Below are 26,428 nucleotides of genomic sequence, written 5' to 3'. Positions count from 1 at the left end.
TGATCGAGGGCACTACTGAAGCTACGCGCGTCGTGTCAGCATCATGTCGCTGGCAACACACGGGGAGAGGTTGGCTGGTGGAGATCAAGCTGTTGGGCACCCTGACTGCCAACTTTGGAGACGACTTCTGGACACCCAGCGCGGCCAAGCACCGCCAGGTGCTGGCGCTGCTGGCGCTGCGGGCCCGGCGCACGGTGCCGGTGTGGGAGCTGGTCGACGAACTCTGGGGCGACCGGCCGCCGCGCAGTGCGCAGGCCACCTTGCAGACGTACATGATGCAGTTGAGAAGGGGGATCGCCGCGGTGTGCGGCATCGGCGGACCGGTGCGCGCGAAGGAGATCCTCGCCACCGCGCACGGCGGCTACGTGCTCAACGCGACACCTGACCAAGTGGACGCGCTGCAGCACGAGAGCCTGGTCTCCGCGGGGCTCGCCGCGGCCCGCAAACGGGACCACCGGCTCACGTCCGAGCTGCTCAACCAGGCCCTGGGACTGTGGCGGGGCGACGTCCTGTTCGACGTGCCCCTGGGGCCGGTGCTCCGGGTGGAGGTGCTGCGGCTGCAGGAGTCGCGGCTCAGCGCGTTCGAGATCTGCGTCGCGGCGGACCTGGCGCTCGGCCGGGGCATCGAGGTCCTGGCCAGGCTCACCGAACTCGCGGCGCGCTATCCGCTGCACGAGCGGTTCCACCTCCAGCTGATGCTGTCGCAGTACCAGGCCGGCCGGATGTGGCAGGCGCTGGAGACCTACCGGCGGCTGCACACCCGGCTGGTGACCGAGCTCGGTCTGGAGCCCTCGGAGGCGGTCCGGGAGGCGCACCAGCGGATGCTCCGCGGTGACTCCCCGGCGCCCGCCACGGTGGTCGGCGACTGGGACTGGGGCATGCGCGCCGAGCTCGGGGGTGAGCCGCTGCACAGCCGTGGGCCCGCCTGAGCCGGTCAGCGCACCGTCAGGGCGGTGTGACCGGCTCCGGCTACGGTGCTCCGGCGGCGGAATCCACCGCCGTACGGGTGCGCCGATCGGGGGTCCGCGGGTGACAGCGGTACGTACGACCACTGCGGAGCCGGCGCTGCTGCTCGTGAGCCACGGCAGCCGCGACCCCCGGCACGCGGCGACCGTGTGGGCCCTGACCGACCGGATCCGGCTGCTGCGGCCCGGCCTGACGGTGGCGCCCGCCTTCCTGGAGTTCGACACACCGGGGGTGGCGGGCGCGCTGGAGCGGCTGGAGCGGTCCGGCACCACGGCGGCGGTGGCGGTCCCGCTGCTGCTGACCCGCGCCTACCACGCCAAGACCGACCTGCCGGCCGCGCTCGCGGAGGCCGGCGGGTCACAGGTGCGTCAGGCGGCCGTGCTCGGCGGGTCCCCGCTGCTCGTCCGGGCGGTGGAGCGGCGGCTCTTCGAGGCCGGACTGTCCCCCGCCGACCGGTCCACGACCGCGGTGGTGCTGGCCGGGGCGGGTTCCCGCGACCCGGAGGCGATCGAGTCGGTCGGCGCGGCGGCCCGGGAGCTGCGGCGCGCCGGCTGGCGCGCGGTGCGGCCGGCGTTCGTCACCGGTCCGCAGCCCCGGCCCGGCACGGTGGTGCGGGAGCTGCGCGCGCGGGGCGTGCGCCGGGTGGCGGTCGCCCCGTACGTACTGGCTCCCGGCCTGCTCCCCGACCGCATCGCCGCCGAGGCGGTGGCGGCCCGCGCGGAGGTCCTCTCCGCACCGCTCGGGGACGCCCCGGAGCTGGCCCGCCTGGTCACCGAGCGCTGGCTGGAATCCACCGCCTTGACCCCCACCGCCTGACCCCACCCACGGACCCACCGACCAAAACCCCCACCACCATCGCCTCCGGGCCACGCCCGGGCACGCCCCGCCCGACTCCACCCACGAACGCCACCGCCCCCGCGGGCCACGCACACCGCCTCAGCTTCCGACCGGGTGGGGGGCGGCACCGCCGCTCGGGGCGTCAGGTCAGGGTGTGGAAGGCGCGGCGGTACCAGAGGAGGGCGTCCGACGGGGTGTCGTGGGACGGGCCCCGGCGTACGGCGGAGAGGGCGCCGACCAGGAGGGTGTGGTCGCCGACCGGGATCGCCTGACGGGTCAGGCAGCGGAAGGCGGCCGTCGCGTCGGGGAACCAGGGCAGGTCGGTGCCGGGCCAGGTGGTGAAGCCGGACCCGGCGAAGCGGTCGATGTTCTGCCGGGCGAACCGGTCGGCCAGCCAGCGGTGCCGGTCGGCGAGGACGTGGACGACGAACTCCTCCGACTCGACCAGGGCCTGGTGACAGCTGGAGGTGTGGGCGACGGCGACCTGGAGGAGCGGCGGGTCGAGGGAGAGCGACGTCACCGAGCTCGCCGTGCAGCCCCGGCGTCCGCCCGTGCCGTCCGGGACGGTCACCACGGTCACCGGCGAGGCCAGCTCGGCCATCGCGTCACGGAACTGGCGGGCGCTCACCAGCGGCGCCTGCTGCGAAGTGGGTGTCGACGTCATGGTCGCCCTCCTGGGGTCGCGGTTCAGCCGAAGCGGTTCGGGGACATGAAGCCGATGGGCACCGTCGTCTCCTCGCCCCGCACGATCTCGGCGAGCGCCTCCCCGATACCGGTGGCGTGCTTGAAGCCGTGCGCGTTGTCGCCGCCGGCCACCACCACGCGGGGATCGCCGCCGGGCCGGCCGATGACGAACTGCCCGTCCGGCGTGCGGGTCAGCATGCAGACCGCCACCTTGGACGGCAGCGGTTCCAGACCGGGCAGCTTGGCCGGGAGCAGCGAGGTCAGGGCGAACCAGTCCCCCGGCCCGACCGAGCGGTCGTACGCCTCGGGGTCGAGGGGCAGCGCGTCGGCCCGGTCCTCGATGCCCAGCTTGACGTCGTGGCCGCCCTCCGTGCCGTTGCCCCACAGGATCGTGCCGTCGTCCAGCTCCCGCATGAAGACCGGGAACTGCTCCAGGGCGAAGCTCTCGTCGCCCTGCTCCAGCGGCCGGTACCAGGTGATGGGCATCCGCACGGTCCGCAGCGGCAGCCCGTCGACCAGCGAGGAGAGCCAGGAGCCGACGGTGAACACCACCTGCCGCACGCGCAGTTCGCCCTGGGAGGTGCGCAGCACCACACCGTCGGGCACCAGGTCGTAGGTGGCGATCCTGGTATCGGTGAGGACCCGGGCGCCGTACTTCTCGGCCCGGTTCACCGCCGCGCGTATCGACAGCTCCGGCCGGATGATGCCGGCGGACGGCTCCCGGACCCCGATGTGGCCCTCGGGCACCCGCACATGGCGGGGGTAGTGGAAGCGCAGCGCCTGCGCGGTGAGGGTGCTCACCTCGATGCCGTGCCGGTACGCGGCGGTCAGCGTGCCGCCCGCGACCCGGCCGTCCTTCGGGCCGATCAGCAGGCCGCCGACCGGGAAGAACAGCTGCTGGTCGGCGGAGTCCTCCAGCCGGCTCCACAGCTCACGGGAGCGCCGGGCCAGCGGGACGAGCCCCGGGTGCTCCAGGCAGGTGACACGGAACATGCGCGAACCGCCGTGCGAGGAGCCCAGGGAGTGGCCCGGCTCATGGCGTTCGACGCCGACGACGTCGACCCCGCGTTCGGCGAGCTGCCACAGCGCGCACGCTCCCCACGCTCCCAGGCCGACCACCGCGACCTCCGCGTCCCACCGCGCCATGCGTCCTCAACTCCTCACCCGTGGCTGTGACTCGCGTCCGAACAAGACCATCACGGTGCGGGCGGCCGATCGTGAGTAGCCGCCACTCAGTCCGCCGGCGCCCCGCCCCGGCGGGTGGCGGGCCCAGTTGAGTACCGGGCACTCAGGCGGGCGCACGGCCGTCCGGGGTCAGCTGGGACGGAGCAGGGGTGTGCGACCACGGAGGTGCGAATGCAGTTTCGAGTGCTGGGCGTCCCCGAGGTCCACGACGACGTCGCGGACCGGTGGGTGCCCCTGACCAGTCCCAAACAGCGGCAGCTCCTCGGGGCGCTGCTGGTCCGGCCCGGCGTTCCCGTGCCGGCGGCCCGGCTGATCGACGAGCTGTGGAGGGGGTGCGCGCCCGGCAAGGCGGTGAACGCCCTCCAGGCCCACGCGTCGCGGCTGCGGCAGCTACTGATCGAGGCGGAGCCGTCGCGGGCCAACATGCCGCGGCTGGTCGCCCGTGACACCGGCTATGTGCTCGAGGCGCGCCCCGAGGAGCTGGACAGCGCCCGGTTCCGGCTGGGCGTGGCGAAGGCCGGGACGCTGCTGGCGGGCGACCCGCTCGGCGCCTGCGCGCTGCTGGAGGAGGCCCTGGGGCTGTGGCGGGGTCCCGCGATGGCCGGCAGCACCAGTGGTCCGCTGTGCGCGGGGGCGGCGGCCGAACTGGAGGAGGAGCGGCTGGCCGCGCTGGAGCTGCTGTACGAGACCCGGGCGCGCGCCGCCGCCGCACCGGGGGACCCGTGTCCCCCGGACCTCCCGCGCCGCCCGCTTCCCGTGCGGGGAGGGGGCGGCGCGGGCCGGCCGGAGGAGGGGGGCGAGCTGGGGCGGCTGCGGGCCCGGGTCGACGAACTCGTCGACGAGCAGCGGCTGCTGCGCTTCCAGGTGGAGCAGCTGTCGCTGCTCGTGGGGTCCGCCGCCGGCCGGGCACCTCAGCCGGTGAAGGCGGGGGCCACCTCCTGGGCGAACAGCTCCATGGCGCGGGCCGCGAGGCCGTAGGCGAGGCCGCCGGGGTTGAACTGCAGGCTGACGGACAGGTCCGCGCCGTACTCCTCGCGGGTCCTCTCCAGCTGTGCCCGTACCTGTGCCGCGTCGCCCGCGAACACCTTGTTCGCCGCGAGGGACGCCGCGAAGTCGTAATTCCGGGCCTTCTCCAGGAATTTCTCGTAACCCGGGTAATCGGCCCGGTTCCCGTTCGCGAGCGGCTCCACCGCCTTCGCCATGTGCTCGATGTAGGAACGCTCGTAGAATTCCCCGGTGCGGCGGGCCTGAGCGGCGTCGTCCGCGAGATAGCAGGTGTACTTGATCTGAATGCGGCGGGCGGCCGGATCGTGGCCCGCCTCGTCCCATGCCGCCCGGTACTTCTGCAGCATCGCGGAGAGCTGTTCGGCGCTGGTGACCGACGGCACCACCTGGAGGTGGTGGCCGGCCGTGCCGGCGGCCGCGCAGGATTCCGCGCTGGTCGCGGAGGCGATGAAGACCGGCGGGTGCGGCGCCTGGTAGGGCCGGGGCAGCAGGGTGACGGGGCCGAAGCGGTGGAAGCGGCCCTCGAAGACCACGTCCTCCTCGCTCCACAGCCGCACGCACGCCTCGACGCCCTCGTCGAACCGGGCCCGGCTCTCGTCCATGGGGATGCCGAACGCCTCGAACTCCGTGGGCAGGAAGCCCCGTCCGAAGCCGACGTCGAGCCGGCCGTGCGAGAGGTGGTCGAGCATGGCCAGCTTGCCGGCCAGCTTCACCGGGTGGGTGAAGGCGGGGACGACCGCGCCCGAGGCGATCCGGATGCGGCTGGTGCGGGCGGCCATCGCGGTCAGCAGGGTGACCGGGTCCGGGGAGTAGCCGCCGTACCCGGTGAAGTAGTGCTCCACCGTCTGGACGTGTTCAAAGTCCAGGGCCTCCGCCAGTTCCACGAGGCGGAGCGTCTCCTCGTAGTAGGCCGTGGCGCTCTTCTGCGCGGGATCGATCACCGGAAAGAAATTCACGCCGAATTTCATAAACGCTTCGCCCCTCGTGTTCGACTGGGTGCACGACCCTCTCGTTCGGTTCGCTCCGAATCATGGTCCGGGGGGATCTTCGGAGGCAAGCGTTCTCCGTGAGATTGACGGCATGTCAAATCGCTGTCAGCGTCTCCGATTTGCTTTCTCGGCGGGCAGGTCACAATCGTAGAGTCAGGTGCGTCGCCCCAGTCGGCGACGGGAAATCAATCCCCGAATCCTGCCGGAGGGTACTTATGCACGGGGCCTACAAAGTTCCGTACGCGAGTCGCGGAAGCATCCTCGGTGCGACGGAGGCGACGGCTCTCGGACAGCTGCTCGAATCCGGTGAATCACTGTCCATGGGCACCTGGAGGGAGCGGTTCGAGCGGCGTTTCAGCGAGTACGCCGGCACCCGGTACGCGCTGAGCGTCACCAGCGGAACCGTCGCCCTCGAACTCGCCGTCCACCTGCTCGACCTGGCGCCGGGCGACGAGGTCGTCGTCACCCCGCAGACGTTCCAGGCGACCGTACAGCCCCTGCTCGACCGACAGGTCCGGGTGCGGTTCTGCGACATCGACCGCGAGTCGCTGAACATGGACCCGGCCGTGCTGAAGGGCCTGATCAACGACCGGACCCGGGCCATCCTGCTGGTCCACTACGGCGGCTGGCCCGCCGAGATGGACGAGATCGTGACCATGGCCAGGGAGCGGGGCATCCTGGTCGTCGAGGACTGCGCGCACGCGCTCGGAGCCCGCTACGACGGCCGGCGTCCGGGCTCGCTCGGCGACATCGGCTGCTTCAGCTTCCACTCCTCGAAGAACATCACCACGCTCGGCGAGGGCGGCATGCTCACCTTCGACCGCGACGACTGGGCGGAGCGGATCGACCGGCTGCGCTCGAACGAGGTCGACGGGGTGTTCGTCGACGGGAGCGCGTCGCCGCTGGACGCGCCGGAGCTGCTGCCCTGGATGAAGTACTCGTCGTCGGTGTACCGGGACGCCTGCCTGGGCGTGCGCCGCAGCGGCACCAACGCGACGCTGTCCGAGGCCGCCTGTGTGGTGGGGCTGCACCAGCTCGACCGGCTGGAGAGCCTCGTCGAGCGGCGGCGCGCCATCGCGGCGCGGCTGAACGCGGTGGTGGACCGCCATCCGCACGCCCGGGCCGGCCGTCCGCGTCCCGGCGTGCACCACGCCCAGCACCTGTACACGTGCTTCGTGTCGGGACCCCGCGGCACCCGTGAGGCGCTGGTGCGGGGGCTCGACGCGCGGGGCGTCGAGGTGCAGCTGCGCTACTTCCCGCTGCATCTGCTGCCGGAGTGGCGATCCCGCGGGCATGAGCCCGGCGAGTGCCCGGTCGCCGAGGAGCTGTGGTTCACCGAGCACGTCAACCTGCCCTGCCATCCGGGGCTGAGCGACGAGCAGGTGGACCACCTGGCCGACGCGCTGGACGCGGCCCTGGAGGACGCGCGCGCCGTGATCGAGAACGCCGAGAGCCGTACCGGGAGCCGTACGACCGTACCGAGCATGAAGGAGACCTCACATGCCGCTCATTGACGTCAAGCTCTACGAGGGCCGACTGGACGGCGCCACCGAGACGGAGCTGATCGCCCGGATCACCGACGCGGTCGCCGAGGTCTTCGGCGACTCGGCGCGGGCCGCGACCTGGGTCGTCCTCCAGGAGGTGCCCGCCACCCGCTGGGGCATCGCGGGCGTACCGGGGAAGCCGCCGCTCTCGGCACGGGGGTGAACCGGGAGCGGCGGCCACACCGATCCCCCGGCGGGACCGCGAGAGCGGTCCCGCCGGGGGATTCTCAGTTGGCCACGGGGGTCTTCGCCAGCCGCCAGCCGCGGCTGCGGCTGCGCTCGGCCCAGAAGTCGGCGTAGCGGCCCTCCTGGGCGATGAGCTCGTCGTGCGTGCCGCGCTGGACGATGTGCCCGCCGTCGAGGACCAGGATCTGGTCGGCGGCCCGCACCGTCTGCAGCCGGTGCGCGATCACCAGCAGGGTGCGGTCCCGGGTCAGCTCCGACAGGGCCTCCTGGACGGCCCGTTCGTTCGCCGGGTCCAGGGACGACGTGGCCTCGTCCAGCAGCACGATCGGCGCGTCCTTGAGCAGCGCCCGGGCGATGGAGATGCGCTGCCGCTCACCGCCGGACAGGCCCGCGCCGCCCGCGCCGACCTGCGTCGACCAGCCGCCGGGCAGCCGCTCGGCGATCTCGTCGACCCGCGCCAGGGTGGCGGCCCGGCGCACCTCCTCGTCGGTCGCCTCGGGACGGCCGGCCCGGATGTTGTCCTCGATGGTGCCCTCGAAGAGGTAGACGTCCTGGAACACCACCGAGATACGGGACATCAGGTCCTCGGCCGGCAGCTCCCGCACGTCCACGCCGCCGATGCGCACGGCGCCCCCGTGCACGTCCCAGAACCGGGCGATCAGCCGGGCGACCGTCGTCTTGCCGGAACCGGACGGCCCGATCAGCGCGGTCATGGTGTGCTCGGGGATGCGGAAGCCGACGCCGTCCAGCACCTTGCGGCCGCTGTCGTACGCGAACTCCACCGCGTCGAACTCGATGTCCGTGCCGGCCGGGTGGGCCGGGTGCTCCGGTTCGGGCAGCGGCTCCTCGTCCAGCACCCGCTGCACCCGGCCGAGGGCCGCGCTCGCCGAGCGCAGCGCGGAGCCGAGGTTGGCGGCCTCCGCCATCGGCTCCACGAACCGCGCGGCGAGCACCAGCAGGGCCAGCAGCTCGGGCACGTCGAGCGAGCCGCCGAGGGCGAGATAGGTGCCGTACACGAGGATCACCGTGAAGGCCGCCTGCACCGTCAGCGTGAAGCCGATCTGGCCCGGCACGCCGGCCCTCATGACCTGCCGTCCGGCGTCCCGCTGCGCGGCCAGCGCCTCGTCGAGCCGGCTGCCGCCGGCCGCCCTCGATCCGGGGAAGGCGCGCAGCACCGGCTGCACCTCGGCGTACTCGATGACCCGGTTGGCCGCCTCCGTCATGGTCCCGGCGCGCATCCGGTCGGCGGTGGCGGTGCGCTGGGTGCTCCAGCGCAGGACCACCGCGATGAACGGGGCCGTGCAGGTCGCGGCGAGCGCCAGCCGCCAGTCGAACAGGTACATGAGCACCACCACCGCGGCCGGGGTGAGCAGTCCGCCGATCAGCGGGCGGAACAGATACCCGGGGACGCGCATGATGCCCATCACGGACTGGGTGGTGAGCGTGCTCAGTTCCCCGGTACGGGTGGGGCCGAACCAGCCGAGCGGCAGCTCGGAGACATGGTCGCCGATGCGGTGGTGCAGCACCCGGGAGAGCGCGGCGCCCGCCTGGAAGCCTGCCTTGGTGGCCCAGTAGTGGACCACCGACTGGGCCGCGGCCGCGGCGGCCAGCGCCCACACCCACGGCCAGGCCTGGTCGGGCTCGTCGCCCAGCAGCCGTTCGAGCACCGGCACGATCAGTACGAACGCCACCGCCTGCAGGACCGCGCCGAGGACCTGGAGCGCGAGTACCTTCCGCAGCAGCCGCCGTTCGGCGGGGCCGACCACGGACATCAGTTGACGGATCATCGGACGGCCTCCTCGACCGCGGACGGGGCCGCGGGCTCGACCGCGGGTCGGACGGCGGCGGACTCGTCCGGGCTGCCGGGCCGCCAGACGGTGCTGTGCTCGTGGGCCCGCCACATCCCGGCGTACGTGCCGTTCAGGGCCAGCAGTTCGTCGTGGGTGCCGCGCTCCGCCACCCGCCCTGCGTCGAGGACGACGATCTGGTCGGCGTCCTTCACCGTGGACAGACGGTGCGCGATGACCATCAGGGTGCGGCCGCGGGTGAGTTCCGACAGGGCGTCCTGCACGGCCGCCTCCGACTCCGGGTCCGCGTACGCGGTGGCCTCGTCCAGGACGAGTACGGGGGCGTCGGCGAGCATCGCCCGGGCGATGGACAGGCGCTGCGCCTCTCCTCCGGAGAACCGGGCGTCCTCGCCGACCACGGAGTCGTAGCCGCGCGGCAGTTCGGTGACGCGGTCGTGGATGCGGGCGCGCCGCGCGGCGTCCCGCAGTTCCTCGTCGGTGGCGTCCGGGCGGGCGATCAGCAGGTTGGCGCGGACGGTGTCGCGCAGCAGGCGCACCTCCTGGAAGACGAAGGACATCCGGCCGTACACCTCCTCGGAGGCGATGTCCCGCAGGTCCGTGCCGCCGACGCGGATGGTGCCCTCGTCCGGGTCCCAGAAGCGCGGCAGCAGCGACGCCAGCGTGCTCTTCCCCGAGCCCGAGGGGCCGACCAGCGCGGTGGTCGTGCCGGGGGCCAGGGTCAGGTCCACGCCCTCCAGGACGCGGTGCTCGCCGTCGTAGGAGAAGCCGACGGCCTCGAAGGTGACCGCTCCGGATCCCGCCGTGGCGGGCCGCTCCGGCACGGGCAGCGCGGGAGTGGCCAGGACCTCACCGATGCGGTCCGCGGCGGCCTTCGCCGCGCGGACCTCCTCCTCGGCGAAGCTGATCGTCAGCACCGGGGTGGTGATGCCGACGCCCAGCAGCGCGAACGGGACCAGGTCCTCGGGGGCGGTGCGGCCGGCGGTGATCAGGGCGGTGCCGCCGAGCAGGACGGTGAACAGCATCACGGGCGCCGAGAGCACGATCTCGGACAGCGCCCTGGGCGCGGCAAGGGAATCGACCCAGCCGCGGAAGAACGACGCGAAGCGGTCCGCCGCGTCGGTGTAGCGGCGGTGGGCGCGCCGGGTCTGGCCGAAGGTCTTCACCACGGCGATGCCCTGGACGAACTCCACGGCCGCGCCGTTGATGTCGGTCATCGCGGCGTCCAGCGCGGGCAGGTTCTTCTTGAACGCCGCGCCGGTGCGGCCGAACAGGCCGATGCCGAGGACCAGCGGGATCATCGTGATCAGCGCCAGGCGCCAGTCGACCCAGAACAGGTAGGCGAGCGTCGACAGCGGCACGATCACCGCGGAGGTCAGCTCCAGGAGCGAGTGCGCGACCAGGTGGTGCAGCGCGTGCACGTCGTCCTGCACGGCCTTCTTGACGGCGCCGCCGCCGCGGCCGGAGAACCAGCCCAGCGGGACCCGGTCGAGCCGGCCGATGAGCAGCCGGCGGACGGACAGCTGCAGGTCGTTCTCCGCGAGGTGGCTGACGACGCTGGCGGCCAGCAGGAACAGCAGCCGTACGAGGAGGCAGGCGCCGGCGATCGCGGTGACGGTCCAGGCGCGGTCGTGGTCCAGCGAGCCGTCCGCGAGCAGCACCCTGGCCAGCTCGGCGACGGCTACGAACGGGGCGATGTTGAGCAGGGCGGCGACTGCCTGGCAGAGCACCGCCAGAGCCAGTCGCTTACGGACGGGCTGCAGTAATGACGGAAGCGCGGCGGGTTCCGCGGCCATCGTCGTCCTCCAATTCGGATGCGGGGGGTTACTACCCAGTGGGTAATAGTAGATGCTACTACCCACTGGGTAATAAACTCAGCCCACCATACGATGGGCCGGGCGGGCCGGGTCAAGAAGTGCCGGGCCACCGGACGAGCCGAGGAGTGGATACATTGCCTGCCATGCCCAGTTCACCTGCACCTGGTGGCCGGGGTCGGCGCCCCGTCGACCGGCCGCCGATCACGCCGACGGGCATCGTCGACGCGGCGCTGCGGCTCACCGAGACGGAGGGGCTGGACGCGTGGTCCACTCGGCAGCTCGCCGCCGCGCTGGAGGTCTGGCCGCGGGCCGTGTACCACCACATCGGGGACCGGGACGCGGTCGCGGACGCGGTGGCCGACCGGGTGGTGGGCATGATCTCGCTGCCGTCGCAGGAGCTTGCCTGGCGGGAGTGGTTCAGTGCGCTGCTGCTGGAGGGGCGGCCGGTGCTGCGGCGGTACCGGGGGGTGGCGCGGCGGCTGGTGCGGATCGGGCCGATCATTCCGTCGGCGCTGACGATGATGGACCGGGGGATCCTGGTGCTCCAGGAGGCGGGGTTCGCCGAGGGGGCCACGGCCGCGTACCGGTATCTGACGAATTCGGCGTTCACGCTGGTGATGGTCGAGGACGACCGGGCGGAGAACCTGCCGGAGGCGCGGGAGCGGCTGGCCGGTGCGCTGGCGGCGCACCGGGACGATCCGGAGCGGCGGGGGCTGGCGGCGGTGGGGGCCGCGGTCACCAGCCGGGGCACGGACGATCCGGAGGCGATCGCGGCGCTGGAGGACGACTTCTACGCCTACACGGTGGAGCGCTCGCTGGACGGTGTGGCGGCGGTGCTGTCCCGGCCGGACCGTGGGGGGCTGTCGGGGTGACGTAGCGCCCGCGGGGTGGGTGGGGCGGGGCCGGGGCGGGGGTGGCCGTCCTCGGACTGGCGCGACTGCGTCGGCTGGAAGAGGTGGCCGGCGCGGACGCGCCAGCCACTGCGGGCGGCCACCCCCGCCCCGTCCCCTCCACGCCGTCGGCGGCTGTCCGCCACGGCTCCGTCCGTCCCCAAGCCCCCCCGCACTCCGCGGGCAGTCGTGCCGCAGGGCGGCACGGGTGGGCGCGACGGCACCCCGCAGGCGCCGGGCTGCGCAGACCCACCCCCGGCCCACACCAACGCCGACCACCGGCGACACCGCCACACTTCTGGACAGCCGCGCCACCGCACTCCGCGGGCAGTCGTGCCGCAGGGCGGCACGGGTGGGCGCGACGGCACCCCGTAAGCGCCGGGCTGCGCAGACCACCCCCGGCACGCACCCGCGCCGGTACCGGTCAGTAGTAGAGCAGGGCTGCGTCCCAGTCCTCGGAGGGGCCGAAGAGGCCGCGGGGTTTCAGGGCGTCCGGGTTCGCGGTCAGGACCTCCGTGGGGACCAACGCGCCCGGCGGCAACGCCTCCACCCTGCACGGCACGGACAGTTCACGCGCCACCGCCTCGGTGAGCCGTCGCTCCACGGCAGCCGCCCGCCCCTCACCCGCCTCCACCTGGATGTGCAGCAGATCCCGCCCGGCCCGCGCACGCCAGAACAGCACGCCGTCCGCCGCGGGCAGCCCGAACACCAGCTCCTCCACCTGGTGCTGGTCCACCGTCCCGGTGCCCACCGGCCAGGCGAAACCGCCCCGCCCCAGCACCCGCACCACCGGCAGCCGCCAGCCGCAGGCGCAGTCCGAGTACTCCACCTCCACCTCGTCGTCGAGGTTGTACCGCAGCAGTGGCATGGCCTCGCGGTACAGCGGTGTCACCACCAGCCGGCCGCGGCCCTCCTCGGACAGCTTCCCGCTCTCCGGGTCCAGGACCTCGCACAGCACCCGGTCCGCCCACAGGTGCAGCCGGCCCTCGGGGCACTGCCCGGCCAGCGTGCCGGTCTCCGTCGAGCCGTACTCCTCCACCACCGGCGCGTTCCAGAGGGCGGAGATGCGCGCCCGCCGGGCCGGGGAGAGCGGCTCGCCGCCCACGAACAGGGCCCGCAGGGAGGGGAAGTCGGTCGCCGGGTCCAGGCCCGCCGCCCGGGCCGCGGCCGCCCACAGCAGGGTCTCCGTGGGGTTCGACCACGTCAGCGAGACTCCCAGGCGGTGCAGCAGCTTCACCGTGCGGGCCGCGGGCGTGGCCGCCGAGCGGCTGTCGGCGGGGACCACGGTCGCCCCCTTGGACCGGGCGGCGGCGTGCGCGAGATGGCCCGTGATCATGAGTGCGTACGGCGTGCGCACCAGGAAGATGTCGCTGGGTTCGATGCCGACCCACTTGCGGGCGTAGCGCTCCGCGAGGTCCGCCCAGTCGTTCCGGGTGTAGTAGGAGGCGGTGGGCTGCCCCGCCGAGCCGCTCGACTCGTGGTAGGTCGCCAGCTCCGTACGGTTCACGGCGAGCAGCCCGAACGGGTAGGCGTCGCGCAGGTCCTGCTTGCTGGTCGGCTCCAGGGAGCGCAGGTCGGCCGGGGTGGCGGGAGCCTGACGGCCGGGGTGGCGGGAGCGGTAGAAGGGGGAGCGGGCCGCGCGCGCGAGGAGCGGCGGCAGCTGCCGCTCCTGGAGCTCGCGCAGTTCGTCGATGCTCTTCCAGTCACCGATCTCCGGCCTGGTCACTGTCATGGCGGATGCCTCCTCGGGACGTCGCCCACGCCTGTCGGCCCAGCACAGCAGCCGCGGGCCGGCACCTCGTGAGTGCGCGCCACTCATCCGCGTGCGCGACGGCCCGGGGGCCCGGCGGGCGGCTGCCGGGGAGGCGGGCGGGTGAAGCTGAGTGACTGCTACTCAGGTGGCCTCCCGGCCGCGGGTGTTGTGCTGGCCCCGATTCCACACGAGACGAGGGAGGGGCCGGGGTGAAGGTCGAGGACATCCATCTGTCGGGCGTGGGCTGCTACGTTCCGGAGCTCGTGCCGACCGACCTGGCGGTCAAGGAAGGCCGCCTCGACGCCGGGGTGCGGGAGGCGTCGGGCATCGAGTCCGTCGCCGTCGAGGACACCGTGCCGGCGCCGGACATGGCGATCCGCGCGGCGCGGACCGCGCTGGCGCGGTCGGGGCAGGAACCCGACGACTTCGCGGCGCTGCTGCACAGCAGCGCCTACCACCAGGGGCCCGACGGCTGGTCGGCCCCGCACTACGTACTGCTCAACACCCTGAACCGGCCGGTTCCGGCGGTGGAGATCCGGCAGGGCTGCCTCGGCATGGTGGCCGCCCTGGAGTCCGCGGCCACCCGGCTGTCCCTGGACCGGTACACCGGCGGCGGGGGCGGGGACAGCGTCCTGCTGACGACGGGCGACAACTTCTCCACGCCGCTGGTGGACCGCTGGACCTCCTCCAAGCTGTTCCTGTTCGGCGACGCCGGCTCCTCGCTGGTGGTGTCGCGGCGGCCGGGCTTCGCCCGTGTGCTCGCCGTCGGCTCGCTGTCGGACCCGCGGATGGAGGCGCTGCACCGGGGCGGCGAGGCGCTGCTGCCGCCCAGTGTCACCGCGGGCATCCCGCTCGACTTCGACTCGCGGGTGCAGTACTGGCGCAAGCAGTGGGCGTCCGGGGTGAAGCCGCCCATCGGGCACTTCGGCGACCAGGTCGCGGCGATCGCCGAACGCACCGCCGCCGAGGCCGGTGTGGCGCTGTCGGACATCCGCCGCTTCTGCCACGTCGGCTTCAACGAGGACCCGCTGCTGACCATGTTCCTGGAGCCGCTCGGCGTGACCCTCGAGCAGGGCACCTGGGACATCTGCCGGCGGATCGGCCACACCGGGGTCAGCGACTTCGTCATCGCCCTGGAACGGCTGTGGCTGGACGGCGAGGTCGGCCCCGGCGACCACGTGATGCTCATCGGCGCGGCCACCGGCATGGAGGCCGGGTGCGCCGTCCTGGAGATCACCGCGGAGCCGACGGCCGCGCAGCGCGCGGTGACGCCGGACGAGGAGGCGTGATGCTGGAGCACTGCACCCCCTGGCCGGCCGAACGGGCCGAGCGCTACCGCCGGGACGGGTACTGGCGCGGGGAGAGCCTGGTGCGGCTGCTGGCCGACGCCGCGCGCACGCACGGCCCGAAGACCGCCCTGGTGGGCGGCGGGCGGCGGATCGGCTATGCCGAGCTGGAGCGGGAGGTGCGGCGGCTCGCGGCCGGCTTCCGCGACCGGGGCATCGGCGACGGCGACCGGGTCGTGGTGCAGCTGCCGAACACGCCGGACTTCGTCCGGGTGTGCTTCGCCCTGTTCACCCTCGGCGCCCGGCCCGTCTTCTCGCTGCCCGCGCACCGGGACGTGGAGATCCGCCATCTGTGCGAGCTGTCCGGGGCCGTCGGCTACGTGCATCCGGGGCTGCTGCGGGGCTTCGACCACGCCGCGCTCGCGCGTCGTATCCGCAGTGAGGTGCCCACGCTGCGGCACCTGTTCGTGTGCGGCGACGACCCGTCGGGTACGGACGCCGAACCCGTCGTGCCGCTGTCCGAGGTGGACGGCGATCCGGAGGCCGGCGCCCCGTTCCCCGTCCTGGACCCGTCGGACGTGGCGTTCTTCCTGCTCTCCGGCGGGACCACCGCGCTGCCCAAGCTGATCCCGCGCACCCACGACGACTACACCTACCAGGTGCGTGCCGCCGGCTCGGCGACCGCGCTGACCGAGCGGGACGTGTATCTCGCGACGCTGCCCGCGGCGTTCAACTTCACCTGGGGCTGCCCCGGCATCGTGGGCACGCTGCGGGCCGGCGGCACGGTGGTGTTCGCCGAGGACCCGACGCCCGAGACCTGCTTCCCGCTGATCGCGGCCGAGCGGGTGACCGTCACCTCGGTGGTGCCGAGCGTCGTGCAGCTGTGGCTCGAGGGCGCGGAGTGGCTCCCCGACGACCTGTCGAGCCTGCGTACCGTGCAGATCGGCAGCGCCAAGCTGCACCGCAACATCGCCGAGCAGATCGAGCCCGCCTTCGGCTGCCGTCTCCAGCAGGTGTTCGGGATGGCGGAGGGGCTGTGCACCTTCACCCGGGACGACGACCCGGCGGAGACGGTGCTCGCCACCCAGGGGCGGCCCATCTCCCCGGCGGACGAGATCAGGATCGCCGACGAGGACGGCAAGGAGCTGCCGGCCGGTGAGATCGGCGAACTCCTCGCCCGCGGCCCGTACACCCTGCAGGGCTACTACCGGGCGCCCGAGCACAACGCCCGCGCCTTCACCGAGGACGGCTTCTACCGCAGCGGCGACCTGGCCCGGCTGACCGAGGACGGCAACCTCGTCATCGAGGGCCGGATCAAGGACGTCATCATCCGCGGCGGGGACAAGGTCTCCGCGGCGGAGGTCGAGGGCCACCTCCAGGCGCTGGAGGGCGTGGCCCGGGCGGCCGTCGTGCCCGTGCCCGACGACTTCCTCGGCGAGCGCACCTGCGCCTGCCTGGTCCGGGCGGAGGGCGCCGAGGAGATGCTGCTGCCGGAGCTGAAGCGGGCCATGCAGGCCCGCGGGCTCGCCGAGTACAAGCTCCCCGACCGGCTCGTGTACCTCGAGGAACTGCCCCTGACCGGCCTCGGCAAGACGGACAAGAAGGCGCTGGGCGCGCTGCTGCGCGGCGAGGCCCCGGCCGAGGCGGGGGCGTTCGTGCCCGCCCGTGACCGTACGGGCTGAGCGCCGTCCGCCGCGTCCTGTCATCCCACGACCGAAGGAAGGCCCGCACCGCCCATGGACACCAGTACACCGACCGGGGACCTGGAGCTGCGCGCACAGGTGCGTGACGCCGTCGCCCAGCTCCTGGGTACCGCGCCGGACGAGATCCCGGACGACGCCAACCTCATCCTGCTGGGGCTCGGTTCGCTCGAAGTCATGCGGCTGAGCAGCCGCTGGCGGCGCGGCGGCTTCCCCGTCGACTTCGACTCCCTGCTCTCCGACCCGACCGTGGCCGGGTTCAGCCGTGAGCTCGCCGAGGCGCGGGCGCGGTCCGCGGCGACCGGGGGTGCCGCATGAGCGCACCCGAGCCGCTGCTCGTGCGCGGCGCCCACCTGTACACGGCCGACGACGGCGAACGGGTCCTGCCCGAGGGGTCGTTGCTGGCCGTCGACGGCCGGATCGCCGCCGTCGGGACGGTGGCCGAGGTGGACGCCGCCGTCGCCGCGCTGCCGCCCGGCCAGCGGGCCGCGCTGCGTACGGTGGACGCCCGCCGGATGCTGGTGCTGCCCGGCTTCGTCAACGCGCACTGGCACGAACTGTTCTCCACCCGGCTGCCGTTCAACGGGGCGCTGCGGCCCGCCGACGACCGCGGCGACCAGGCCGGCTTCCTCGGTCACGGCGGCGACATGCACCGCATCTCCGCCGTCTTCGACTCCTTCCACGACCTGATCGCCGGTCTCACCCCGGACGAGGGCGAGGCCATCGCCCGGTTCTCGATGTGGACGCAGCTGCGGGCGGGCGTCACCACGCTCGGTGACGTCGGCTCGGTCAACCGCCCCGAGGCGCTGGCCGCGGCCGCCGTGTGGCTGGGGATGCGCTGCTCGGTGAGCACCTGGGCCACGGACGCCGTGTGCCGGCCCGGGGAGAGCGCGTTCACCCGCAGCCGTGACACCGACGCCGTGCTGTCCGAGATCGAGTCGCTGGTCAAGACGTGCGCGGACGACCCCACGGGCCTGCTGAGGGCCCGCCCCACCGCCGTGTACGGCACCAACATGACCGACGAACTCGGGCGCGGGCTGGCCGGGATCGTGCAGCGCCACGACACCGGTTTCGCCTCGCACATCGGCGCCCAGCGCAACGAGGGCGAGTTCGTCCGCGGCTACTACGGCGACACGCCGGTGCGCCGGTTCGCCGGGCTCGGGCTGCTGGACGAGCGGCTGATGTCGATCCACACCGGGTTCGCCGACGACGAGGAACGCAAGATGCTGCTGGAGGCGGGAGTGCACCTGAGCCACTCCCCCGCCAAGTACGGTTCCGCGGGCGAGTCCGCGATGACGGAGACCCGGCTGATCCCGGAACTGCGCCACGCCGGACTCGACGTGTCGCTGTCCACCGACGGCCAGCCGCTGGTCTTCCCCGGCATGCCCGAGCAGATGCGGGCCGCCTGGCAGACCCACAACGAGATGTACGCCGACCCGCTGCTGGTCCGGCCCACCGACGCGCTGGCGATGGGCACCCGGATCGCCGCCCGCGGACTGCGCTGGGAGGAGGAGATCGGCAGCCTGGCCCCGGGCAAGCAGGCGGACCTGGTGATGGTTCCGCTGGACGACTGGCGGTTCGTGCACACGCCGCGTCCGCTGGAGGCGTTCCTCGCGGTGGGCGGCTCCGGCGACATCGACACGGTCGTCGTCGGCGGGCGGGTCCTGGTGGAGTCGGGCCGGCCCACCGGCTTCGACGAGGACGCCCTGCTGGCCGACTACGAGGCGGCGCTGCGCTCCTACTCGGTGCGCTGCCTGAAGGTTCCGCAGGAGAGCGTGGACGAGGTGTTCGCGCGCACCACGCGGCGCCGCGCCGCCGAGGAGGCGACCCGATGACGGTGCTGACGCACGATCTCGAGCGGGACGGTCTCGGACTGGACGGCCGGGTGGCCGTGGTGACCGGCGCGGCCGGCGGCATCGGCGCGGAGGTCGTGGCCGAACTGGTCCGCCACCGGGCGGCCGTGGCCCTGGTCGACCGGGACGGGACGGCGCTCGAGGAGCTCGCCGCGCGGCTGCGCAAGGAGGCCGCCGCCGATCCCGCGGCGCCCGAGCCCCGGCTGCTGGCCGTGCCGGCGGACGTGTCGGACGGCGAGGAGGTAGCGGCGGCGGTCGAGCGGGTGGAGAGCGAGCTGGGGCCGATCACACACCTGGTCAACGCCGCGGGCATCCTGCGCCCCGGTCCGGTGGCCGGGCTGTCCGAGCGCGACTGGGCCGACACCCTCGCGGTGAACGCCACCGGCGTCTATCTGATGAGCCGTGCGGTGGCCGCCCGGATGGCGCCGCGCGGGCACGGGGCGGTCGTCACCGTCACCTCCAACGCGGCCCGCACCGCCCGTACCGGCATGGCCGCCTACGCGGCGTCCAAGGCGGCCGCGCAGGCGTTCACCAAGTGCCTGGGGCTGGAGCTCGCGGGCGCCGGCATCCGCTGCAACGTGGTCGCGCCGGGCTCCACCGACACGCCGATGCTGACCTCCCTGTGGGAGGGCGAGGACGCGGGCCGCCCGTCCATCGAGGGCGCCCCCGACGCGTACCGCGTCGGCATCCCCACCGGCCGGCTGGCCCGACCCTCCGACGTGGCCCAGGCGGTGGTGTTCCTGCTCTCCGAGCGGGCCGGCCACATCACTCTGCAGGACCTCACGGTCGACGGCGGCGCCACGCTCGGCGTGTGAGCCGCCCGCCGTGGTCCGGGCCGCGTCCGCCGGTACGCACCGCTCCGGCGGACGGGGCCCGGCTCCCAGACGCTCGAAGACCCAGAAGGGCACACCATGACGCAGGCCGCCGTTCCCGAGATCGTCCCCCATGCCATGCCCACCGCCGCCGAGCTGCCGCGGAACACCGCCGAGTGGGTCCTGGACCCGGACCGGGCCGTGCTGCTCGTCCACGACATGCAGCGCTTCTTCGTCGAGAAGCTGCCCGCGCGGCAGTCGCCGCGCACCGAACTCGAACGGCACACCGTCGCGTTGCGCGAGGCGGCGGTCCGCGCCGGGGTGCCGGTCCTCTACACCGCCCAGCCGGGCGGCATGAGCCCCGACGAGCGCGGACTGCTCGCGGACTTCTGGGGCCCCGGCATGAGCGCGCGCCCCGAGGACCGGGCCGTCGTCGACGGGCTGACGCCGGACGAGGGCGACACCGTGCTCGTCAAGTGGCGTGCCAGCGCCTACCACGGCGGTGAGCTGCTGCGGCTGCTGCGCGCCTCGGGCCGCGACCAGATGGTGCTGTGCGGGATCTACGCCCACGTCGGCATCCTGCTGACCGCCGCCGACGGCTTCGCGCACGGCATCCGCACCTTCGTCGCGGGCGACGCCACCGCGGACTTCTCCCGGGGCCACCACCGGCTGGCCCTGCGGTACATGGCGGAGCGGTGCGCCATGGTGCTGCCGACCGGCACCCTGGTGACCGCGCTCGACGGTGACCGGGCGGCCGGCGCCGAGCTCGCGGAGGCACGGTCGTGACCGCCGGCGCGGGCTCGCTGCTGCGCCGGATCGCGGACGGCACCCACAACGGGCCGTTCGCCCTGCTGCACCGCCCCGAGTCGGGGGCGCCGGACCGGATCGACGTGCTGGCCGGGCCGGTGGACGAGTACGAGACGCTCGCCGGCCTCCCGCTGGACGAGCCGGGCGGCGACGACGGGTTCGAACTGCTGGCCCTGGTCCCGCACCGGCAGATCGGCGAGCGCGGCTTCGACCACGTCGACGACGGCACACCGCTGGCCGGACTGCGGATCACCGCGCAGGAGTCGGTGCCGCTGGACGAGGTGCTCGCCGCCCTCCCCCGGTCCGCCGACCACCCGCTGGCCCTGCGGGACGGCGGCTTCGAACTGGACGACCGGCGGTACGCCGACACCGTGCGCCGGGTCCTGGACGAGGAGATCGCCAGCGGGGCGGGCGCCAACTTCGTGCTGCGCCGCGACTACTCGGCCCGCCTGGCCGGCTGGTCGGTGCCGGCGGCCCTGGCGTACTACGGGCGGCTGCTGCGCCGTACCTCCGGACAGCACTGGACCTTCCTGGTCCACCTCGGCGACCGCACCCTGGTCGGGGCCAGCCCGGAGCGGCATGTGTCCCTGGACGAGGGTCGGGCCGTGATGAACCCGATCAGCGGCACCTACCGCTACCCCGAGGAGGGCCCGGAGGCCGAGGGGCTGCTGGAGTTCCTCGCCGACGACAAGGAGACCAACGAGCTCTTCATGGTCGTCGACGAGGAGCTGAAGATGATGAGCGCGGTGTGCGCGGACGGCGGCCGGGTCCTCGGTCCGCGGCTGCGCATGATGGCGCACATCGCCCACACCGAGTACTTCATCGAGGGCCGCACCGCCCTCGACCCGCGGGAGATCCTGCGCCGCACCCTGCTGGCGCCGACCGTGACGGGCAGTCCGCTGGAGAGCGCCTGCTCGGTGATCGCGCGGTTCGAGCCGGAGGGACGCGGCTACTACTCCGGGGTGGCCGCACTGGTGGGCCGCCGCGCGGGCGGCGGACCATGGACTCGGCGATCCTGATCCGGACCATGGACATCGACCGCGCGGGCGCGCTGCGCCTCGGGGTCGGCGCGACGCTGGTGCGCGACTCCGACCCGATGGCCGAGGCGGCCGAGACCCGCGCCAAGGCGGCGGGGCTGCTGGCGGCCGTGGCCGGCGCGGCGGACGAGGACGTGTCGCCGCCCGCCGCCACGGCCGGGCACGGCGACCGGCTGGCGCGGCTGCCGTCCGTACGGGAGGCGCTGGTCCGGCGGAACGAGCCGCTGGCGCCGTTCTGGCTGACCGACCCGGGTGCGCGCAGCACCCCGCGGCCGGCCCTGGCGGGGCGCCGCGTCCTGATCATCGACGCCGAGGACCACTTCACGGCGATGGGCGCCACGCTGCTGCGGGCGCTGGGCTGCGAGGTGGAGGTCCGCCGGTACGACGAGGACTACGCGCTGCAGGGGCCGGACCTCGTCGTCGTAGGCCCGGGCCCCGGCGATCCGCGGGACCGCGGCCACGCGAAGATCGACATCCTGTACGAGGTCACCGGGCAGCTCCTGGAGCAGGACACCCCGTTCCTCTCCGTCTGCCTGGGCCACCAGGTGCTGAGCCGGACACTGGGCCTGGACCTGGTCCGCCGCCCGGTGCCCAACCAGGGCGTGCAGCGCGCCGTCGACCTGTTCGGCTCGCGCGAACTGGTCTACTTCTACAACTCGTTCACCGCGGTCTCCGGCACCGACGAGATCCCGAGCGCCCCGGTGCGCCCCGGCACGGTCCGCATCGCCCGGGACGCCCTCACCGACGAGGTGCTCGCGCTGCGCGGCCCCGGTTTCTGCTCCGTGCAGTTCCATCCGGCGTCGGTGATGACCAGGAACGGCGACCGTGTCCTGGGCGACCTGCTCACCGGCCTGCTCGCCCCGCCCGTCTGCCCACCGCCCGACCAGGGAGTCCCGGCGTGATGTCCGTACCCCAGTTCCCCGTGCCGCCGGCCGCCGTACCCGCGGCCGAGCAGCAGCCGCAGTGGCCCGACCCCGACGCGGTGACCCGTGTCCGGGAACGGCTGGCCGGCCTTCCCCCGCTCGTCCGCCCGCACGACAGCGACCGGCTGGCCGCGCTGCTCGGCGAGGTCGCGGGGGGCCGGGCCTTCCTGCTCCAGGGCGGCGACTGCGCCGAGATGGTCGAGCGGGCCACACCGGCGGCGGTGCACGGCACCGTGGCGACGCTGTCCCGTCTGGCGGGGACCCTGGAGCGGGCCTTCGGGATGCCGGTGGTGACGGTCGGGCGGCTCGCCGGTCAGTACGCCAAGCCGCGCTCCAGCCCGCTGGAGACGGTGCAGGGGCACACCCTGCCCGCCTACCGCGGTGACGCGGTCAACGGCGCGGCGTTCACCGCGGAGGACCGCACCCCCGATCCCCGGCGCATGCTGCGCGCGTACGAGGCGGCCGCGACCACGCTGCGGCTGGTCGCCGACCGTCCGGAGCCGCGGCCGGTGGCGCGGGAGGTGTTCGTGTCCCACGAGGCGCTGCTGATGGACTACGAACTCCCGCTGACCCGGCGGGACTCCCGCACGGGACGCGCGTACGCCGGCTCCGGGCACCTGCTGTGGGCAGGCGAGCGCACCCGGGACCCCGAGGGGGCGCACATCGCGTTCCTGTCCCGGGTCGCCAACCCGGTGGCGGTGAAGATCGGCCCCGGCGCCCGTCCGGACGACCTGCTGCGGCTCGCCCGGACGCTCAACCCCGGCGCGGTGCCGGGCCGGCTGACGTTCATCGTGCGGACCGGTGCGGGCAGCGTCCGGCGGGTGCTGCCGGAGCTGGTCGGCGCGGTCGCGGACGCGGGCGTCCCGGTGGCCTGGGTGTGCGACCCGATGCACGGCAACACCGTCCGTGTGAACGGCCGCAAGACCCGGTACTTCGACGACGTGTACGAGGAGATCGCCGGCTTCTTCGAGGTGCACCGGGCGCTGGGCACGCACCCCGGCGGCGTCCATCTGGAGATGACCGGCGCGGACGTCACCGAGTGCCTGGGCGGCGGTTCGGGAGCGGTGTGGAGCGCGGGCGTGCGCCCCGCCGACCTCGCGTCCCGCTACGAGTCGGCGTGCGATCCCCGGCTGAACCGCACCCAGGCCCTGGAACTCGGCCGGCTCGTCGCCGGTCTGCGCACGCCGTCCCTGGTGGCGGCGGGCTGACGGGCCGGGCAGGGCACCGCCCTGCCCGGAGCCGTTCCCTCAGGCGGCCCGGCCCAGCGAGTTGCGGGCCGGGCCCTGCAGCGCGCCGCCCAGATCGGAACGGGCGGTGATGCCGAGCTTCTCGTACACCCGGTAGAGGTGGTTCTCGACCGTGCGGACCGAGACCACCAGGCGTGCCGCGATGTCCCGGTTGGACAGTCCCCCGGCGGCCAGGGCGGCGACCTCGCGTTCGCGGCTGGTCAGGGGCGCGGCCCGGTCCGGCTGCCGCTGCTCCTGGGGGTCGGCCCACGGGACCAGCGCGCAGCCCGTCTCCGCGAGGAGGCGGGCGCCGGCGGCACGGGCCAGCCGGCTCGCGCGGCGCCGGCCGTCCCTGCGGTACATGTCCGCGGCCTGCGCCGCGGCCTCGGCCGCCAGTGCGACCGCTCCCATGGTGCGGAAGCGGGCCGACACGTCCTCCAGCGCCTCGCCGTCCGAGCGGGTCAGCGCGACGACGTGGTCGCACTGGAGCCGCATCAGCTCCGAGTGGGCGCCGGCGGCGAGCTGCGCGGCGCGGACGGCGGCCCGCGGCGCGTCGGCGACCCGCACGGCCAGGTGCAGCGCAGCCAGCGCGGTCGCCGGGCGGGCGGCGGCCCGCTGGACGACCTCCAGGGCGCGGCAGGCGGCGCCCGAGCGGTCGCCGGTGTGGGCGAGCACCACGGCGTGCTCGAGGAGGAGGGCGTCGTCGGCGAGCGGGTAGGCGGGCGCGTCCCGGCGTGCGGCCTGCGCCTCGACCAGCGTCTGCAGCGCCTCCGTCGGCCTGCCCGCCTCGGCGAGCGCGCCCGCGAGCTGGGCCAGCGTCCAGGAGGGTGTGCCGAGCCAGTCGCGCCGCACCCGCAGGGTGCTGGCGCCGCGCAGCAGGGTGACGGCCTCGGCGGGGCGGCCGAGCAGCCGCAGCAGGCGGGAGCGGAGCAGCGCCAGCTGGAGCTGGCGCAGGTCGTCGCCGGGCGTCGCGAAGCGGCCGGTGGCGTCCAGTGTGTCCGCGACACGGCCGAGGTCGCCCTGCGCGAAGGCGCAGCGCGCCGTCACGACCAGGCAGCGCAGCCGGGCGTCGTCGTGCCAGCCGCCGAGGTCGCGGGCGTGCCGGGCGATCAGGGCGAGCGCCTCGGCGGGCCGGCCGAGCTCGCTCAGCGCGAAGGCGGCGGGGGGCAGCAGGTGCTGCACCACCACGGAGTCGGGCTGTTCGCCCGGCAGCACGGTGCGTCCCGTGCGGGCCGCGTCGTCGGGCCGGTCGGCGAGCAGCGCGAGGACGGCGTGGAAGCCGTGCCGGACGCCGGTGCCCTGGGCGCCGAGTCCGGCGGGCAGTCCGTCCACGACGGCGGCGGCGTCCGCGCCGCGGCCCAGTCCCCAGGCGGCGTTGTCCGCCCGGTCGTGGACGGCGGCGATCAGCTCGTCGCGGGGCAGCCCGTGCGGGGCCGCACCCGGCCGTTCGGCGAGGGCGCCCGCGAAGACCGCCTCGGCCTCCTCGTGCCGCCCCTGCCCGGCGAGGGCCCGCCCGAGCAGCAGCGCGGCACGTGCCTCGTCGGCGGTCACCACCCCACCGCAGGCCCCGTCCCCCTCGCCCGCCACGGAAACGTTGTCGGCACCCGCCACACCACGGGCCGGGCCGGACACCGGAGCGCCGTCACCGGCCGGCCCGGCGGACGGTGTCCGACGGGCGTCGCGGGGCGGGCGGGGGTTGCCGAGTACGGAGCGGCACAGTCGTTCGGTGAGGGCGAAGTCGCGGCGGTGGGCCGCCGTGCGCGCCGCGGCGAGCAGTACCGCCGGTTCCGGGACGCGGCCCGCCGCCATGCGCAGGGTCGCCATCCGCACCACGTCGTCCTCGCGCCGCGCGCCGGTGGCCTCGATCGCGTCGGCGAGCTGCAGCCGCAGCCGCTGGGCGGTGAGGCCCGACATGCGGTCCGCCACCACCGCCCCGGTGAGCGGTTCGGTCAGCCGGATGCCGACCCGGCGTCCGCTGTACTCGATCTGCACCAGGTCGCGTCCGTCGAGGGTCTCCGCGGCGCGGGCGAGACCGAGCCGTTCGGCCAGTCCGTACTCGACCGGGCCGGCCACGGCCAGCACGTTCACCAGTTCCTGTTCCTCCGGGGCCAGGTCGCGCAGCCGGAGGAGGACGATGTCGGCCAGCCGCTCGGGCGGCCGTGCGGGCAGCCCGTCCCAGTGCCACCGCCCGTCGACGCGGCGCAGCGAGCCGTCCGTCAGCGCGTACTCGACGAGTTCGTGCAGGATCAGGGCGTTGCCCCGGGTGGTGGCCCAGAGCCGTTCCAGGGTCGCGGAGTCCACCGGCCCGCCGACCCTGCCGTGGAGGATGGAGCTCACCACGTCCCGGGCGAACGGCCGTACCTCCAGGCGTTCCACGAGGCGCTCCACCCAGAGTTTGTCCACCCCGGTGGGCAGCGCCGCGTCCCGCCGGGCGGTGGCGGCGACCGCCACCCGCCCGGACGCGGTCAGGCGGTACAGCCGGTGGGCGGCGGACTCCTCCACCAGGTGGGCGTCGTCGAAGCCGACGACGGTGCGCCGTGCCGGATCGCTGTGCCGCCGTACGGACTCCAGCCGGTCCAGGCACTCGGCGAGCGAGCAGAAGTTCTCCGCGCAGCCGGTCTCGGGACCGCCCGCCCCGCCGACCGCCACGACGGTGCGGCCCTCGGCCGCGACGCGTTGGAGTGAGGCGGCGAGCAGGCGCGTCTTGCCCACGCCGGTGGTGCCGGTGAGGAGGATCCCGCCGCGGTCCGTCAGCGCGGAGCCGATGGCCCGCAGTTCCCCCTGACGAGCCGTGACCGCCCACATCTGTTCGATCTCGGTCGGCATGTCGATCCTTATCAAGGATAGGTGAAAGACATTGTTCACGGAACGTACGGAATAGCAGTCGCCCTTTTTACGGAGGCCGCTTTCCCGGAAGATCCCACCGACGGGGACGAGTGCGCGGGACAGCGGCCGTGAAATGTGCCGCGTGTTACCTCGTGTTCACGATAGGAGAGCAGTCGGACGCCGCACTGAGGCGATTCTGACACCGCGCTGACACGGCGGATGAGCGACAGCCAAGGCTGGATGGTGCCGCGCCCGCGGGAGTCCGCCCGGAAGGGCCGGCCTACCGGCCGGGCAAGA

General features: G+C 74.1%; 20 protein-coding genes and 1 pseudogene. 14 read left to right on the top strand and 7 right to left on the bottom strand.

The window, feature by feature from the left end:
• Positions 1-92 precede the first annotated feature (92 nt).
• Positions 93-929, top strand: coding sequence for an AfsR/SARP family transcriptional regulator (locus CNQ36_RS30060; RefSeq protein WP_228313109.1), 837 nt, complete (start codon positions 93-95; stop codon positions 927-929).
• Between the two features lie 100 nt (positions 930-1,029).
• Positions 1,030-1,782 (top strand): sirohydrochlorin chelatase, encoded by a 753-nt coding sequence (locus tag CNQ36_RS30055; protein WP_121548277.1) that lies wholly within the window; start codon positions 1,030-1,032, stop codon positions 1,780-1,782.
• Between the two features lie 163 nt (positions 1,783-1,945).
• On the opposite strand, the gene CNQ36_RS30050 is transcribed toward CNQ36_RS30055, so the two are convergent.
• Positions 1,946-2,467, bottom strand: coding sequence for a flavin reductase family protein (locus tag CNQ36_RS30050; RefSeq protein ID WP_004924007.1), 522 nt, complete (start codon positions 2,465-2,467; stop codon positions 1,946-1,948).
• 23 nt (positions 2,468-2,490) lie between these two features.
• Positions 2,491-3,633 (bottom strand): N-methyl-L-tryptophan oxidase, encoded by a 1,143-nt coding sequence (gene solA, locus CNQ36_RS30045; protein WP_121548276.1) that lies wholly within the window; start codon positions 3,631-3,633, stop codon positions 2,491-2,493.
• Between the two features lie 210 nt (positions 3,634-3,843).
• On the opposite strand from solA, the gene CNQ36_RS30040 reads away from it, so the two are divergent.
• Positions 3,844-4,650: an AfsR/SARP family transcriptional regulator gene (locus CNQ36_RS30040; RefSeq protein WP_121548275.1), complete on the top strand. Its 807-nt coding sequence runs from the start codon at positions 3,844-3,846 to the stop codon at positions 4,648-4,650.
• On the opposite strand, the gene CNQ36_RS30035 is transcribed toward CNQ36_RS30040, so the two are convergent.
• Entirely contained in the window at positions 4,584-5,633 is a 1,050-nt protein-coding gene (locus CNQ36_RS30035) for an LLM class flavin-dependent oxidoreductase (protein ID WP_240659454.1), read from the bottom strand. The two genes, CNQ36_RS30040 and CNQ36_RS30035, sit on opposite strands and share 67 nt — an antisense overlap.
• 248 nt (positions 5,634-5,881) lie before the next feature.
• Between CNQ36_RS30035 and CNQ36_RS30030 the strand changes: the two genes are divergently transcribed.
• Positions 5,882-7,180, top strand: a complete 1,299-nt coding sequence (locus CNQ36_RS30030) for a DegT/DnrJ/EryC1/StrS family aminotransferase (RefSeq protein ID WP_121548274.1) — start codon at positions 5,882-5,884, stop codon at positions 7,178-7,180.
• Positions 7,167-7,373, top strand: a complete 207-nt coding sequence (locus tag CNQ36_RS30025; protein WP_040905972.1) for a tautomerase family protein — start codon at positions 7,167-7,169, stop codon at positions 7,371-7,373. Before CNQ36_RS30030 ends, CNQ36_RS30025 begins: the two co-directional genes overlap by 14 nt.
• Positions 7,374-7,437: 64 nt before the next feature.
• Here CNQ36_RS30025 and CNQ36_RS30020 read toward each other — a convergent pair whose 3' ends face one another.
• On the bottom strand, positions 7,438-9,183 hold the full coding sequence (locus CNQ36_RS30020) for an ABC transporter ATP-binding protein (protein ID WP_163013393.1): 1,746 nt from the start codon (positions 9,181-9,183) through the stop codon (positions 7,438-7,440).
• Entirely contained in the window at positions 9,180-10,997 is a 1,818-nt protein-coding gene (locus CNQ36_RS30015; RefSeq protein ID WP_228313108.1) for an ABC transporter ATP-binding protein, read from the bottom strand. The genes CNQ36_RS30020 and CNQ36_RS30015 overlap by 4 nt, the downstream gene beginning before the upstream one ends.
• Before the next feature lie 164 nt (positions 10,998-11,161).
• Between CNQ36_RS30015 and CNQ36_RS30010 the strand changes: the two genes are divergently transcribed.
• Positions 11,162-11,890: a TetR/AcrR family transcriptional regulator gene (locus CNQ36_RS30010; RefSeq protein ID WP_121548271.1), complete on the top strand. Its 729-nt coding sequence runs from the start codon at positions 11,162-11,164 to the stop codon at positions 11,888-11,890.
• A gap of 442 nt (positions 11,891-12,332) precedes the next feature.
• Here CNQ36_RS30010 and CNQ36_RS35635 read toward each other — a convergent pair whose 3' ends face one another.
• Positions 12,333-13,640, bottom strand: a complete 1,308-nt coding sequence (locus tag CNQ36_RS35635) for a phenylacetate--CoA ligase family protein (RefSeq protein ID WP_121548270.1) — start codon at positions 13,638-13,640, stop codon at positions 12,333-12,335.
• Between the two features lie 230 nt (positions 13,641-13,870).
• On the opposite strand from CNQ36_RS35635, the gene CNQ36_RS30000 reads away from it, so the two are divergent.
• From CNQ36_RS30000 to CNQ36_RS29965, 8 genes and pseudogenes are all read left to right on the top strand, one after another.
• Complete coding sequence (locus CNQ36_RS30000) at positions 13,871-14,950, top strand: ketoacyl-ACP synthase III family protein (RefSeq protein WP_121548269.1); 1,080 nt, start codon at positions 13,871-13,873, stop codon at positions 14,948-14,950.
• The gene (locus CNQ36_RS29995) at positions 14,950-16,629 is read left to right on the top strand and encodes a (2,3-dihydroxybenzoyl)adenylate synthase (protein WP_121548268.1); all 1,680 of its coding nucleotides are present in this window, start codon (positions 14,950-14,952) and stop codon (positions 16,627-16,629) included. The genes CNQ36_RS30000 and CNQ36_RS29995 overlap by 1 nt, the downstream gene beginning before the upstream one ends.
• Before the next feature lie 54 nt (positions 16,630-16,683).
• Entirely contained in the window at positions 16,684-16,965 is a 282-nt protein-coding gene (locus tag CNQ36_RS29990) for a phosphopantetheine-binding protein (protein ID WP_040905974.1), read from the top strand.
• The gene (locus tag CNQ36_RS29985) at positions 16,962-18,482 is read left to right on the top strand and encodes an amidohydrolase family protein (RefSeq protein WP_228313107.1); all 1,521 of its coding nucleotides are present in this window, start codon (positions 16,962-16,964) and stop codon (positions 18,480-18,482) included. Before CNQ36_RS29990 ends, CNQ36_RS29985 begins: the two co-directional genes overlap by 4 nt.
• Positions 18,479-19,315: a 2,3-dihydro-2,3-dihydroxybenzoate dehydrogenase gene (locus CNQ36_RS29980; RefSeq protein WP_121548267.1), complete on the top strand. Its 837-nt coding sequence runs from the start codon at positions 18,479-18,481 to the stop codon at positions 19,313-19,315. Before CNQ36_RS29985 ends, CNQ36_RS29980 begins: the two co-directional genes overlap by 4 nt.
• A 96-nt stretch (positions 19,316-19,411) precedes the next feature.
• Positions 19,412-20,098, top strand: coding sequence for an isochorismatase family protein (locus CNQ36_RS29975; RefSeq protein ID WP_121548266.1), 687 nt, complete (start codon positions 19,412-19,414; stop codon positions 20,096-20,098).
• Positions 20,095-22,058 (top strand): annotated as a pseudogene (locus tag CNQ36_RS35875) (anthranilate synthase family protein). Before CNQ36_RS29975 ends, CNQ36_RS35875 begins: the two are co-directional and overlap by 4 nt.
• Positions 22,058-23,287 (top strand): 3-deoxy-7-phosphoheptulonate synthase, encoded by a 1,230-nt coding sequence (locus tag CNQ36_RS29965; RefSeq protein ID WP_106429024.1) that lies wholly within the window; start codon positions 22,058-22,060, stop codon positions 23,285-23,287. The pseudogene CNQ36_RS35875 and the gene CNQ36_RS29965 overlap by 1 nt, the downstream one beginning before the upstream one ends.
• Positions 23,288-23,326: 39 nt before the next feature.
• Here the strand turns inward: CNQ36_RS29965 and CNQ36_RS29960 are convergent, their stop codons facing one another.
• Positions 23,327-26,131, bottom strand: a complete 2,805-nt coding sequence (locus CNQ36_RS29960) for a helix-turn-helix transcriptional regulator (RefSeq protein ID WP_121548265.1) — start codon at positions 26,129-26,131, stop codon at positions 23,327-23,329.
• Positions 26,132-26,428 lie beyond the last annotated feature (297 nt).

This window comes from Streptomyces fungicidicus, from assembly GCF_003665435.1.
Lineage (GTDB): Bacteria > Actinomycetota > Actinomycetes > Streptomycetales > Streptomycetaceae > Streptomyces > Streptomyces fungicidicus.
This window is presented reverse-complemented; position numbering and strand designations above follow the sequence as displayed.